The sequence below is a fragment of the Labrys sp. E2SS-1L genome, from assembly GCF_057073705.1.
On sequence record NZ_CP172713.1, the window covers coordinates 682850 to 696162 of the forward strand.

Annotated in this window: 13 protein-coding genes; 2 read left to right on the forward strand and 11 right to left on the reverse strand. The window is 64.7% G+C overall.

What is annotated here, in order from left to right:
* Window positions 1-16: 16 nt before the first annotated feature.
* The 7 genes from ACIGJE_RS28850 to ACIGJE_RS28880 form a co-directional block, all read right to left on the reverse strand.
* The gene (locus ACIGJE_RS28850; protein ID WP_415083527.1) at window positions 17-1018 is read right to left on the reverse strand and encodes a 4-hydroxyproline epimerase; all 1002 of its coding nucleotides are present in this window, start codon (window positions 1016-1018) and stop codon (window positions 17-19) included.
* Window positions 1019-1033: 15 nt separating this feature from the next.
* On the reverse strand, window positions 1034-2278 hold the full coding sequence (locus ACIGJE_RS28855; RefSeq protein ID WP_415083529.1) for an NAD(P)/FAD-dependent oxidoreductase: 1245 nt from the start codon (window positions 2276-2278) through the stop codon (window positions 1034-1036).
* A complete protein-coding gene (locus ACIGJE_RS28860; protein ID WP_415083531.1) occupies window positions 2275-2997 on the reverse strand; it encodes an amino acid ABC transporter ATP-binding protein in 723 nt (240 codons plus the stop codon). Before ACIGJE_RS28860 ends, ACIGJE_RS28855 begins: the two co-directional genes overlap by 4 nt.
* Window positions 2990-3643: an amino acid ABC transporter permease gene (locus ACIGJE_RS28865; RefSeq protein WP_367624428.1), complete on the reverse strand. Its 654-nt coding sequence runs from the start codon at window positions 3641-3643 to the stop codon at window positions 2990-2992. Before ACIGJE_RS28865 ends, ACIGJE_RS28860 begins: the two co-directional genes overlap by 8 nt.
* An 11-nt stretch (window positions 3644-3654) precedes the next feature.
* Window positions 3655-4320: an amino acid ABC transporter permease gene (locus ACIGJE_RS28870; protein ID WP_367624427.1), complete on the reverse strand. Its 666-nt coding sequence runs from the start codon at window positions 4318-4320 to the stop codon at window positions 3655-3657.
* Between the two features lie 69 nt (window positions 4321-4389).
* Entirely contained in the window at window positions 4390-5196 is an 807-nt protein-coding gene (locus ACIGJE_RS28875; protein ID WP_415083534.1) for an ABC transporter substrate-binding protein, read from the reverse strand.
* 281 nt (window positions 5197-5477) lie between these two features.
* Window positions 5478-6995 carry an aldehyde dehydrogenase (NADP(+)) gene (locus ACIGJE_RS28880; protein WP_483681129.1) on the reverse strand — a complete coding sequence of 506 codons (1518 nt, stop codon included), beginning with the start codon at window positions 6993-6995 and terminating at the stop codon, window positions 5478-5480.
* Between the two features lie 134 nt (window positions 6996-7129).
* Between ACIGJE_RS28880 and ACIGJE_RS28885 the strand changes: the two genes are divergently transcribed.
* A complete protein-coding gene (locus ACIGJE_RS28885) occupies window positions 7130-8167 on the forward strand; it encodes an Ldh family oxidoreductase (RefSeq protein WP_483681131.1) in 1038 nt (345 codons plus the stop codon).
* A gap of 297 nt (window positions 8168-8464) precedes the next feature.
* Here the strand turns inward: ACIGJE_RS28885 and ACIGJE_RS28890 are convergent, their stop codons facing one another.
* The 3 genes from ACIGJE_RS28890 to ACIGJE_RS28900 all read right to left on the reverse strand — a co-directional run bounded on the left by ACIGJE_RS28890 (window position 8465) and on the right by ACIGJE_RS28900 (window position 11421).
* Window positions 8465-9427, reverse strand: coding sequence for a dihydrodipicolinate synthase family protein (locus ACIGJE_RS28890; protein ID WP_311941119.1), 963 nt, complete (start codon window positions 9425-9427; stop codon window positions 8465-8467).
* A 217-nt stretch (window positions 9428-9644) separates the two neighbouring features.
* Window positions 9645-10373, reverse strand: a complete 729-nt coding sequence (locus tag ACIGJE_RS28895) for a GntR family transcriptional regulator (protein WP_311941122.1) — start codon at window positions 10371-10373, stop codon at window positions 9645-9647.
* Between the two features lie 190 nt (window positions 10374-10563).
* A complete protein-coding gene (locus tag ACIGJE_RS28900; RefSeq protein ID WP_483681133.1) occupies window positions 10564-11421 on the reverse strand; it encodes a LysR family transcriptional regulator in 858 nt (285 codons plus the stop codon).
* A 92-nt stretch (window positions 11422-11513) separates the two neighbouring features.
* Here ACIGJE_RS28900 and ACIGJE_RS28905 point away from each other — a divergent pair, with 92 nt between their 5' ends.
* Window positions 11514-11894 carry a tautomerase family protein gene (locus ACIGJE_RS28905; RefSeq protein ID WP_367624422.1) on the forward strand — a complete coding sequence of 127 codons (381 nt, stop codon included), beginning with the start codon at window positions 11514-11516 and terminating at the stop codon, window positions 11892-11894.
* A 26-nt stretch (window positions 11895-11920) separates the two neighbouring features.
* On the opposite strand, the gene ACIGJE_RS28910 is transcribed toward ACIGJE_RS28905, so the two are convergent.
* The gene (locus tag ACIGJE_RS28910; RefSeq protein ID WP_483681135.1) at window positions 11921-13237 is read right to left on the reverse strand and encodes an NtaA/DmoA family FMN-dependent monooxygenase; all 1317 of its coding nucleotides are present in this window, start codon (window positions 13235-13237) and stop codon (window positions 11921-11923) included.
* Between the last annotated feature and the right edge of the window lie 76 nt (window positions 13238-13313).

Below are 13313 nucleotides of genomic sequence, written 5' to 3' on the forward strand. Positions count from 1 at the left end.
TCAATACGAAACCGGCTTACTTGACCACGAAACCATGGGCGAAGGGGTCGCGATCGTCGATGAAGATGGTGTTGATGCCGGTCATGCGCGCCCAACCCGCGATGGAGGGGATGATCGCCGCGCGGCCGGCGATCTCGGTGGCCGCCTCGATCCGTCCCTTGAACAGCGAGCCGATGATCGATTCATGCACGAAGTCGTCGCCGACCTTGAGCTTGCCCTTGGCGGCGAGCTGCGCCATGCGGGCGGACGTGCCGGTGCCGCAGGGCGAGCGGTCGATGGCCTTCTCGCCATAGAACACAGCATTGCGGGCATGGGCGCCTGCCTGCGTCGGCTTGCCCGTCCACTGGATGTGGCTGAGGCCCTGGATCTCAGGGTGTTCGGGATGGACGAACTCGTATTTGGCGTTGAGCGCGGCACGCAGCTTCGGGCTCCAGCCCACCAGTTCGCCGGCGGTGTGGTCGGCCATATCCAGGAAATTCTTCTGCGGCTCGACGATGGCGTAGAAATTGCCGCCATAGGCGACATCGACCACGATCTCGCCCAGTCCTTCGACCTCGGCCGTCAGGCCCTCGGCATGGAGGAAGCCGGGCACGTTGGTGAGGCGCACTTCCTCCACGAAGCGGCCTTCCTGGCGGTAGGTGATGTCGACCTTGCCGGCAGGGGCGTCGATCGAGAGCTTGCCGGGCTCGCGCGGGGTGATCAGGCCGTGCTCGATGCCCATGGTGATGGTGCCGATGGTGCCGTGGCCGCACATCGGCAGGCAGCCGGAGGTCTCGATGAACAGCACGGCGACGTCGCAGTCCGGCCGGGTCGGCGGATAGAGGATCGAGCCCGACATCATGTCGTGGCCGCGCGGCTCATACATCAGGCCGGTGCGGATCCAGTCGAATTCGCGCAGGAAATGGGCGCGCTTTTCCAGCATGGTCGCGCCTTTGAGAAGCGGGCCGCCGCCCGACACCAGGCGGACGGGATTGCCGCAGGTGTGGCCGTCGATGCATGAGAACGTGTGGTTGGCCATGGCAGGACCTTTTCGTCAGAAACGCTGAGGCGAGAAAGAAGCGATATCGATGGCGGGCTTGTGACCGGTCAGGAGGTCGGCGACGATGCGCGCCGTGCCGGCCGACTGGGTGAGGCCGAGATGGCCGTGGCCGAAGGCATGGATCACGCGGGGCGTGGCGCGGGAACGGCCGATGGCGGGCAGGCTGTCGGGCAGGGAGGGGCGGAAGCCCATCCATTGCACGCCGCCTTCCGGCTTCAGGCCTGGCAGGAAGGCCTGCGCCTTCTTCAGCATGGCTTCCGAGCGCCGGAAATTCGGCTTGAGTTCCAAACCGCCGAGTTCCACGGCGCCACCGACGCGGACGCCCGTCGACAAACGCGAAACGACGAAGCCATGGCCGCCAAAGGTGATCTGGGTGCGCAGATCGAGGGAACCGGGCGGCAGCGTGGTGTTGTAGCCGCGCTCGGTTTCCAGCGGGATGACCTCGCCGATGGTCCGGGCGATCCGGTGCGAGAAGGCGCCTGCAGCGAGCACCACCTTGGCGGCCCGCCGCACGCTGCCATCCGCGCCAAGGATTTCGACGCCACCTTCGAAGGGGGTGAGAGCCTTGACCTCCGCCCGTTCGACCAGTCCGCCGTTCGCGCGCAGGTGCTCTGCCAGTGCCAGCGTATAAAGTTTGGGATCGGCGATGGAGAACCAGCCGGGTGTGAAGGTGCCATGGCTGAAGCGCGGGGCCAGCCCCGGCTGAATCTCGGCCATGCCGGTGGCGTCGAGATGACGGAATTCGATGCCATGGGCCTGCCGGGCATCCCAGCCCGGCAGTGAGGCCTCCAGCTCCGCCTTGCTCTCGTAGACCTGCAGATTGCCTTCCTTGCGCAGCATCTGAAGCGTGCCGGTCTCAGCCAGGAAGGGCTCGAGCTCGGCCTTGGACAGATCCATCAGAGCCGTCTGGGCCGCCGTCGCATGTGCCACGCGCGAGGCCGAGCAGGCCCGCCAGAAGCGGAACATCCAGGGCGCGATCCGCAGCGCATAGGCCGGCGGCACGCTGAGGGGCCCGAGTGGGTCCATCAGCCATTTCGGCGCCTTCCTCAGGATGCCGGGCGAGGCGAGCGGCAGGATATCGGTGAAGGCAAAGGCGCCGGCATTGCCGGCGGAGGCGCCGGCGGCCGGGCCTTCCCGGTCCAGCACCGCGACCGAGAGCCCGCGCTCCTTGGCGGCGATGGCGGAGGACAGGCCCACCACGCCGGCCCCGATGACGATGACGTCGAGATCCGAACTCACCGCACACTCGCCAGGAATTTCTGGGTTTCGGGGTTCTGCGGCGCACCGAAGAGCTGGTCCGGCGTGCCGATCTCCGCCATCACGCCCTGATGGAAGAAGGCTACCCGGTTGGAGACGTCGCGGGCGAACGCCATTTCATGCGTGACGCAGATCATCGTCATGCCCTCTTCGGCCAGCATCTTGAGCGTGTCGAGCACTTCGCCGACGAGCATCGGGTCGAGCGCTGATGTCACCTCGTCAAACAGCATATATTCGGGCGACATCGCAAGGGCCCGGGCGATCGCCATGCGCTGCTGCTGGCCGCCTGACATCCGGGTGGGATAAACGGAGAGCTTCTCGGCCAGCCCGACATGGCTCAGCTGCTTGACCGCGATCTCCTCGGCCTTGGCCCTGGCCATGCCGAGCACCTTGCGCGGGGCGAGCATGACGTTTTCCAGCACGGTCAGATGCGGAAAGGCATTCCACTGCTGGAAGACGATGCCGACCTTCCGGCGCAGTCTGTTGAGGTCGGTGCTCTTGGCATGGACCTCGGTGCCGTCGATGGTGATCTTGCCCGCATTGATCGGCTCCAGGCCGTTGATGCAGGTCAGCAGCGTCGATTTGCCCGAGCCGGAGCCGCCGATGATGCTGACCACCTCGCCCTTGTCGACGGTGAGATTGATGCCCTTCAGCACTTCGAGCGAAGCGAAGGATTTGCGGACGTTCTGGATCTCAATCATTGGGGGACCACCGTCTTTCGAGATAGCCGCCGAGACGGGCGATGGGAAAGCTGATGAGGAAATAGATGGCGCCGCAGATCATCAGGATGAAGAGCGGTTCCTGCAGGCGGGTGACCAGGATCTGCGAGGCGCGCAGGAGCTCGATCAGGCCGAGCCAGAGCACCAGGGCGGAATCCTTCATGACGCCGAGCGTCAGGCCGATCCAGGAGGGCAGGCTGACGCGGATGGCCAGCGGCGCCACGATGTAGCGCATGTCCTGCCACCAGCTCATGCCGAGCGAACGCGCGGCCCGGCGGGTGGTCGTCGGCACCGAGGCGATGCCGCCGCGCACGATCTCGGTGCAGTAGGCGGCCGTATATAAACTCAGCACCACGCAGGAAGTGGTGAAGGGCGGCCAGCCCAGCTTGGCGATCGACTGGAAGGCATTGACCAGCACGAGCTGGATGAGCAGCGGCACCGAGCGGAAAATGTCGAGCAGGAAGGTCAGCGGCGCCGACCAATAGGGACCGAGCTGGACGCGGATCACGCCGAAGAGGATGCCGAGTACGGTTCCGGCGGCGACCGAGACCGCGGTGACCGCCAGTGTCATGCCGGCGCCTTGGGCCAGGAAGGCGAGATCGCTCCAGGTCAGGGTGGTGTTGAACATGATCGACCCCCTCAATACCGGAACATGCGCCAGGCAAATGCCCGGGCCGCCAAAGTGACGGCCTTGGCGATCAGGTAGTAGATCACCGCGGCCAGCGCGAAGAATTCGAAGGTGCGGAAGGAGCGGGCATTCAGCTCCTGGGTGACGCCGGCCAGATCGGTATTCATGCCCACGGTGACGCCGAGCGAGGTCATCAGGATGGCCCAGACCATCTGGTTGGTGGCGGGCAGGAAGGCGACGCGCAACATCTGCGGCAGCATGATCAGACGGAACGCCTGCAGCGAGGTCATGCCGAGCGAGCGGCCGGCGCGGGCCTGCGTGTCGGGAATGGCCTTGAGGGCGCCGCGGAAATTCTCGGCCAGGTAGCCGGCATTGTTGAAGGCGATGCCGACGAGCAGCGCGGTGAAGGGCGTCAGGTGAATGCCGAAATTGCCGAGGCCGAAATGCGCCATGTAGATCTGGAACAGCGCCGGCGTGTTGCGCGCCACCTCGACCCAGGCCGTGGCGAAGCCGCCGAGAAGGCGGTTGCCGGACAGGCGGAACAGGGTGAGGACGATGGCGATGGCAAGGCCGATCGCCATCGACAGGAGGGCGATCTGCAAGGTGACCAGGGCGCCATCGAGCAGCTGCGGCAGCGCTTTCAGGGCCTGATTCCAATGGAAGGCATATTTGAACATGCCGTTTCACCTCTCGAGCGGGATCGGCGGCGCGAGGCTTGGCGACGCGCCGCCGGTGAAACGGTCAGGTCAGCGGTAGGAGCCGTTGACGGTGAGGTTGGGAACGTTTTCGTCCACCCACTTCTTGTAGAGCTCGGCGTAGCGGCCGGTGCGGACCTGCTGGTTGATGAACAGGTTGAGGTAGTTGATCAGGCCGTATTCGTCGCGGGCCGCGAACAGCGCGACATAGTCGATGTCGAAGGGCGCCTTGCCGACCACGGCGATGCCGGGGAACTTGCCGGTCTTCACATTGGCCTGGGCCACCGTGGAGGTGGAGACGGTGGCGTCGAGCTGGCCCTGGCTCAAGGCGAGGAAGACGTCGGCCTGGGTCTGGTAGGGGCGGAATTCACCGCTGCCCCAGGCCTTGACCTGCTTTTCGAGCGCGATGGCTTCATAGGTGCCGGCGGTGGCGCCCACGACCTTGCCCTTCATGCCCTCGAAGGACTTCACGCCCGACTTTTCATTGGCCGTCACCGCCATTTCGAAGGCGAAATAGGGGATGGTCATGCCCACCGTCTTGGCACGCTCCAGCGTGTCGGAGGTCGAGGCGACACCGACATCGACGCGGCCGGACATCAGGGCCGGGATGCGCTCGGGGAAGGGGGTCTCGACGATCTCGGCCTTCACGCCGAGGGCCTTGGCGAGATCGTTGCAATAGTCTACGTCGAAGCCGATCGGATTGTTGTTGGCATCGCGCGAGCCCATGGGCGGAAAGTCGAGCACCACGGCGCAGCGCAGCGTTCCCGAAGCGATGATGTCGTCCAGCTTGTCCGCCTTGGCGGGGCTGGCCATGGCGATGGCGGCCATGAGGCCGAAGACAGCGACCGATTTCCTCATTCTCACGCTCTCTCTTTGCTTTGGCTCGTGTTTTTCACGGCGCAGCCACTATTGCGTTTTCGAGCGCGAAATCAACTAAAAATACAACATGAATACAAAAAGAATTTTATGTGTGGGCATAAATTATTCCGACGTGGTTCCTCACCCCCTGCCATCAAGGTCGCGTAGCCCCCCGGTGAGCAATTACATTCTGACAGTGCCGCCGTTCCCGGCGCAACCGGAGGCCGGCCGAGGACGGCAGATGCCGTCATTTGCAACGATCGAGGGTCCTGCCTCGAGGTTCAGCCGTCGAGGTCCTCGGGCAGCAGGCCCTGCGGCAGGTTCTGGTAGGCCACGGGACGCAGGAAACGCCGGATCGACAGAGTGCCGACGCTGGTCGCACCGAAATTGGTCGAGGCCGGATAGGGGCCGCCATGGACCATGGCGTCAACGACCTCGACGCCGGTGGGAAAGCCGTTGACGAGCACGCGCCCGGCCTTACGTTCGAGGATGGGTAGCAGGCGGCGGGCGGCGGCAAGATCCGCCGGCTCCATGTGAATGGTCACGGTCAGCTGGCCCACGAAGGCGCGGGCCAGCCGCTCCATATCCTCAACCGACGACGCTCGCACCACCAGGCCAAGCGGGCCGAATACCTCCTCGCCGAGGGCGTGGTCGGCCAGGAAGCGCTTGCTGGAGGTCTCGAATAGGCTCGGCGAGACCTCGCGGCCCGACATCGGCGTCGCCAGCAGGGGACGGACAGCGTTGCGCTCGGACATGCGCGCCTGACCTTCATGGTAGGAGCGGGCAATGCCGTCCGACAGCATGGTCTGCGGTGCCACCTTGCCGAGTGCTTCGGTCGCAGCGGCGGTGAAGCGGTCGGCCTCGGGACCCTCGATCACCACGGCGATGCCGGGGTTGGTGCAGAACTGGCCCGCTCCCATCGTCAGGGAGGCGGCCCAGCCCTGGGCGAGAGCCTCGGGTCGCGCCCTGAGCGCTTCGGGCAGCAGGAACATCGGGTTGACCGATCCGAGCTCTCCGAAGAAGGGGATTGGTTCGGGGCGGGCTGCGCACAGATCGAAGAGCGCCCGGCCGCCGGCGAGCGAACCGGTGAAGCCGACGGCCTTGATCAGGGGATGCTGCACGATGGCCTGGCCGATCTCGCGACTATTGCCCTGGATCAGGGAGAACACGCCCGGATGCACACCGCTTCTGCGGATCGCGGCATCGATGGCCTCGGCGACGATTTCTCCCGTTCCGGGGTGAGCGGAGTGGCCCTTGACCACCACGGGACAGCCTGCTGCAAGTGCAGCGGCGGTATCACCGCCGGCGGTCGAGAAGGCGAGGGGGAAGTTGGAGGCGCCGAACACAGCGACCGGGCCGATGGGGCGCTGCATCATGCGGATCTCGGGCCGTGGTGCTGGCTGGCGATCGGGCGAGGCCACATCCACACGGCGATCGAGATAACCGCCCAGCTCGATATGATCGGCAAAGAGCCGGAGCTGGCCGGTGGTGCGAGCCCGCTCTCCCTGCAGGCGCGCGGCAGGCAGGCCGGTTTCCTGGCTGCCGATCTCGGTGATCGCCTCGCCGCGGGCCTCGATCTCCTCGGCGATGACGCGCAGGAAGGCGGCGCGCTCCCAGCGCTTGGCATAGCCGAAATGCCAGAATGCTTCCTCCGCCGCTTCGCAGGCTCGGTCCACCAGGGCGCCGGTGCCGACGGAAAACCGGTGCGCCGGCCCATGGGCGGGGGAGGATGCGAAGAAGCCTTCGCCTTCGAGCCAGTCACCTGCGACAAGATGCTTGCCTGTGGGAGTGAAACCCATATGCCATTCCTTCCAGACCTTGCGAGGGAAACGCGAAATTCAAACGCGATTGTCGATTATATGTATACACTATGTATTTTTATCGGCAAGCCGTGATAGGCTGAGACGACGCGAATGACGAGGAAAGGCGAGCTATGACGGACGGGCGTGTGTTGACGACGAAGGAACTGAGCGAGCAGGTGGAAGCGATCTTCCGCAAGGCCGGCTTCAATGCAGCCCAGGCCGGCGCCGTGACGCGCGTGATCGTCGGCGGCGAGCGCGACGCCTGCAAATCGCATGGCATCTACCGCATCGAAGGCGCCTTGCGCACGGTGAGGGCCGGCAAGGTTCGCCCCGACGCCGAGCCTGTCCTGTCGGCAGAGGACGCCTCCGCCGTCGTCAAGGTCAATGCCAAAGGCGGCTTTGCCAATCCGGCCTTCGAGCTTGGCCTGCCCCTCCTGGTCGAGCGCGCCCGCCTCTATGGCCTGGCCGCGCTGGTGATCAATGACTGCACGCATTTCTCGGCGCTCTGGCCCGAAGTGGAGGCCGTGACGGAGCAGGGCCTCGCCGCCCTCGTGATGTGCCCGAGCTACTCGGCCGTGGCGCCCACCGGCGGCAACAAGCCCCTACTCGGCACCAACCCCTTCGGCTTCGGCTGGCCGCGCCAAAACAAGCCACCCTATGTCTTCGACTTCGCCACCTCGGTTGCAGCCCGCGGCGAGATCGAGTTGCACCGTCGGGCCGGCAAGCCGCTGCCCGAGGGCTGGGCGATCGATGCCGAGGGCAAGCCGACGACCGATCCGGTGGCGGCGCTTGCCGGCGCCATGCTGCCTTTCGGTGGTCATAAGGGCTCGGCGATCGGCACGATGGTCGAACTCCTGGCCGGCATCATGATCGGGGATCTCACCAGCCCCGAAGCGCTGGAAGCCCTGGGCACTACCACCCTGGCGCCGGCCCATGGCGAATTGATCCTCGCCTTTTCGCCCGAGAAATTCGCTGCGGGGCGGCCAGGCGATCCCTTTGCCCGAGCCGAGATCCTGTTCGAAACCATCGTCGGGCAGGGCGCCAGGCTGCCATCCCAGCGTCGCTTTGCGGCGCGTGCCCAGTCGGAGGCGGAGGGCATCGTCCTCAGCGCCGCCGAAGTCGATGGGCTCGACCGGCTACTGGCGCTCGGCCTCGACGCGGTTGATTGAGGGGGGCTGGTCTTCAGAACCAGCCTTTTCAAGGTGTTTGGAACGAACCGGGAAAGGCTGGGATAGGGCAGCACGACCCCTCATCCGCCTGCCGGCACCTTCTCCCGCAAGGGGAGAAGGGGATGATTTTTCAAGGCGCTGCGCTCGACAATCGCCTTCTCCCCTTGCGGGGGAAGGTGCCCCGAAGGAGCGGATGAGGGGGTGCGGTGGCCTGTCCCAATCCTTCAAGCCTTCTGCCAAAAAAAGAGGCGGGCCCGAAGACCCGCCACCAATCGTCTCGCCGTTGTCACGATGCCGTCAGGCGGCGCATTTCTGCACGGCGCCGGGCAGGCGGCTCCAGGCGGCATACCAAGTATCGAACAGTTTGAGCTGCGTTTCGGCATAGCCGCGCTGGCTGTCGGACAGCACATCGGTCTCGTTGAAGTTGAGGGCGTATTCCTTGTCGCCCTTCACCACCATCATGTGCTTGAAGAAGAGGACCAGGTCCGGCCCTTCGTCGAAGGAAGACAGCACGGCCAGGGCCTGCTCCAGCTCCTGGGCGCGCTGGCGGGCGTCGACGTCACCGGCAGCGGCGGCCTCGGACAGCTTGCACAGATGAATCACTTCCTTGGGCAGGACATTGCCGATGCCGGTGATCGCGCCGGTGGCGCCGCAATTGACGAAGCCGTGGAATACGGCGGTATCGACGCCGATCATCAGGGAGACGCCGTCGTCGCGGCTGGTGATGTTCTCGGCCGCATAGCGCATGTCGGCCGGGCCGCCGAATTCCTTGAAGCCGACCAGGTTGGGGTGTTCGGCCCGGAGGGCGAAGAACAGGTCGGCGCGGGTGGCAAAGCCGTAGTAGGGGCTGTTGTAGATCACGGCCGGCAGATCGGGGGCAGCGGTCAGGATGGCCTTGAAATGCTCTTTCTGGGCCGCGACGACCGAGCCGCGCGACAGGACGCGCGGGATCACCATCAGGCCCTGGGCGCCGACCTTCTGGGCGTGGGCGGCATGGGCCACGGCCGAAGCGGTGTTGACCGCGCCGGTGCCGACGATCACCGGGACGCCGGCCTTGACCAGGCGCTCGACGCCTTCCATGCGCTGGGCATCGGTGAGGAGGGGCCAGTCACCCATCGAGCCGCAATAGACCACGGCCGACATGCCCTCTCCGATGAGTTGCTTGCCCTTGCGTACGAGGGCCTCGAAATCCGGGCTGCGATCCGCCTTGCACGGGGTCATCAGCGCGGGAATGACACCGGAGAAAATCTTGGCCTTCATCTCGGGCTCCTCTGTTGGCCGGGGGGATAGGCTCGATCGCAGTTCCAGATGGGCGCCGATTCCTATCGTCGGCACCTTCATACGCCTTTGTATTTTATTTGTCGACAAGAAATCGACAAGAGCGCCAAAGAAACTGGCTGTCCCGGTACGAAATTTATCCTAATGCCTTGTTTCAAAATGTCTTTATCTGTATCGACATGATGCTGCGCAAGGCGTTTCAGAGGGCGATTTCGAGCCGGCGGTCGCGGACCAGCAATTTGCGGATCTGCTCGACGATCTGCTCGGCATGGATCTTGGCGAGCTTGTCGGAGAGGTCGACGTCGCGTGCCACGATCGCCGCGATCATATCCTCATGCTCGTCGACGAAGCGCCGCGGCAGTCGGTCGTCGAAGGATTGATAATAGAGGCGCAGGAAACGCCGGTTCTCGTCGAGCAGCCGCTTGAACAGGCCGGTGAAATAGGGATTGCGGCCGGCTTCGGCGATGGCCGAATGAAAGGCGGCATTGGTAGCGATCATCGCCAGCGCGTCCTGGGCCGTGACGGCGGCGGCGAATTCGCCCTGGCGTGCGCGGATCGCCTCCAGGTCCTGCCCGCGGTGATGCTCGGCCGCCAGCCTCGTCGTCACCCTGTACATCAGCACCAGGGCGTCGAAGAACGGCGACATGTTGAGGAAGTCGATGCTCGACACCATGGTCGAGCGGTTGGGGAGGGTGTCGATCAATCCCTCGCCCGCCAGCCTTACCAGGGCTTCGCGGATCGGCGTGCGGGACATCTTGAAGCGTTCCGCCAACTGGACTTCGTCGATCGGGCTGCCGGGCGGCAGCACCAGATCAAGGATCTCGTCGCGCAGGAGGTCATAGACCATCTTCACGCCGGAGCCACGCTTGCGCTCCGCGGAGCCGCCCTTGCTCTCCGTGGCCGCACCACCCGCTGCTTTCTTCTTCATTCTGGAATCCTCTTGTCGACAAGAGGGATAAAGGCGGGCGTGGACGCGATCAACCGTTTCGCGATGAGGGGCGATACCGCGGCAGAGCCGGCGGGGATGTCCGGCGTTAGGTGGCGGCTAGAAACAATCAGAGATAACAATTATATTTCAAGGCACTGTGTGTATTATCTAATCATATAAGTGAGGTGAGTTATCCTCGTACGGCAGCGCGGAAGGCAGCTGCGAGTGCGGCGAGTGCCTCGCGTGGCCGGTCTTGTCTGACTCGGCTGTGCAGCAACACCGGCAGACGCGGCAATTCGGGCAGGCCAAGCCTGGCACCAACCTCGACGGCCCCGAGGGGCAGCATGCGCGGCGCCAGGGCGGCAACGCCGAGCCCGGCCATCACGGCTGCCGTCACCGCCGCCACCCCGCCGCCAACGAAACTCTCGCGCCAGGGCAGGCCGGCGTCATCAAGCAGACGGCCGGCCATCGCGCGTACGCCGCAGGGCTCGGCCATCGTCGCCAAGGGCAAGGGTTCATCCGCCCGCTTCTGCCAGTCGGGTGCGGCAAACCAGCCGAATCTCTCCTCGGCGATCACCTCGCCATCGCTTCGGCCGGCATGCAGGCGCACGATCACGGTGTCGAGCTCGCGCCGGTCGAAGCTCTGCAAAAGGTCACCCGAGGACCCGATGCGGATCTCGATCAGAAGCTGCGGGTCCTGGGCGTTCATGCGCGCGATCAGCGCCGGCAGGTCGGGCCCGGCGACATGATCACTGAGGCCGATGGTGAGGCGCTGGCGCGTGGTCGCAAAGACGGCGAGCGCGCGCTCGTGCCCCGCCAGGAGCTCGCGGGCCGGTTCGAGAAAGGCGGTACCCTGGGGTGAAAGCTGCACATAGCGAGGGGTGCGCTCGACCAGGCGGCAGCCGAGCCTTTCTTCCAGCCGCTTCAGTTTCAGGCTGACGGCGGCCTGCGTCGTTTGCAGGACCTCGGCAGCCCGCGTGAAGCTGTCGAGGTCGGCAATATGCACAAAAGCCCTGACGGCATCGAGGTCGAGCGGACGCTCCATCATTTTCATCGCTTATTACTGATATCAGTATCCATAGAATATCAAAATGAAGGAGCGGCATCTAGGCTCGGATCGTATCACAGAGGAGAGACTCCATGCCGCTTACACACATCGCGATGCGTGCCGGAAAGCCGCGAGCCTATCGCCAGGCAATCTTCGATGGCCTCTACCAGGCCATGCGCGAGACCTTCGACGTGCCCGAGGACGATCAGTTCATGACCATCACCGAGCACGAGGCTGATAATTTCCGCTATGGCGCCCACTATTTCGACGTTGCCCGCAGCGACGACCTCGTGCTGATCCAGCTCACCGTAAGCAATACGCGTAGCGAGGCGCAGAAAAGGGCCTTGTTCCGACGGATCGCAGAGCGCCTTGCGGAGAATCCGGGCATTCGGTCCGAAGACGTCTTCGTCAGCCTCGTCGAGGTTGCCAAGGTGAACTGGTCCCTCGGCCGGGGCCTGGCGCAATATGGCTGAGGCGAGCGGCCAGGGTACGCCGCACGTCAGATATCGCCGTCGTCCCTGAGATGATCGGCGAAAGTCGATCCGCGATACGCCTGCCGGAACAATCCGGCCTCGGCCAGCTGCGGCACGAGATACTCGAGGGCCAGCCGGAGTGCTTCGGCCGATCCGCCGGGCAGAATGACGAAGCCGTCGATCGCGCCGGCACTTGCCCATTGCCGGACCTGCTTGGCTGCCTCCTGCGCCGTTCCGATGACGCGCCAATGCGCCGAGCCGATCACCTCGGGCCGCGTCAGAAGTTCGGCGACCGTCGGCTGTTCGTTGCGGATCAGGCGAAGCAGGAGGTCGGCATGGGTGCGGCTGCGCAGTGCCGGGACCACCTCGGGCAGATCGGCTGCGGTGACGCGGCGGTCGTCGGGCCAGCGCGAGAGGTCGAGGCCCGTCATGTCCCGGATGGCCTTGAACCTGCGCCCCGTATCGGCGCGGGCATGGGTCTGTGCAAAGAGTGCCCGCGCCTCGCTTCGATTGGAAGCGAGATAGAGGCTGAGGCCCGGCAGCACGCGAATGTCCTCGGCTCTGCGGCCATGGCCAAGTGCACGCTGCCTGAGATCGTTGCGCAACTCCAGCGCGGCTGCCATGTCGGGGGTCGAGGCGAAGATGGCGTCGGCGACCGAAGCGGCGAAATCGCGCCCCGTCGGCGAGGCGCCGGCCTGGATCAGCGGAATCGAGGATGTGCCATAGGCCGGCAGATTGAGCGGCCCCTTGACGCTGAAACGGACGCCCACGTGATCGATCGGCTGTACGAGGGCCGAAACGGCATAGCGGCCGCTCTCGCGATCCTGCTTCAGGGCGTCCTGCGGATAGCTCGCCCAGAGCCTGCGCACGATTTGCGTGAACTCGGCGGCACGCTCATAGCGTTCCCCGGCCGAGGGCATGGCCGGCAGGCCGAAATTCTCGTTGCCGTCCAGTGCCGTGACGATGTTCCAGCCGACCCGACCCTTGCTCAGCCAGTTGAGGGATTGCAACTGGCGCGCCACCACATAGGGCGAATTGAAGGTGGTGGAGATGGTGGTGAGCAGGCCGACATGGCTGGTTTCGCGCGCCATGGCCGCCAGCAGGATGGTGGGATCGAGACTGCCGAAGCCGGGGCCGGTTTCAAGCGCCTGGGGATCGAGAAAGAGGGTGTCGGGCCGGAACACGAAATCCAGCCTGGCCGTCTCCGCCCGCCGAGCAATGTCCAGATAGAATCCTTCAGAGTAAATATTCTCGATATTGCTGTCTAGGCGCCGCCAGCCATCGCCACTTAGCCAGGTCGGAGCCAGAGAAAGGCCGATGTGCAGTCTTCTTTTGGTTGTCATATTCTATTACCAGACCTCCAATTGGTGCAATGTTGAATTGTTATAAAGTATCTTGGCTTCAATTTTAGAATTGCGT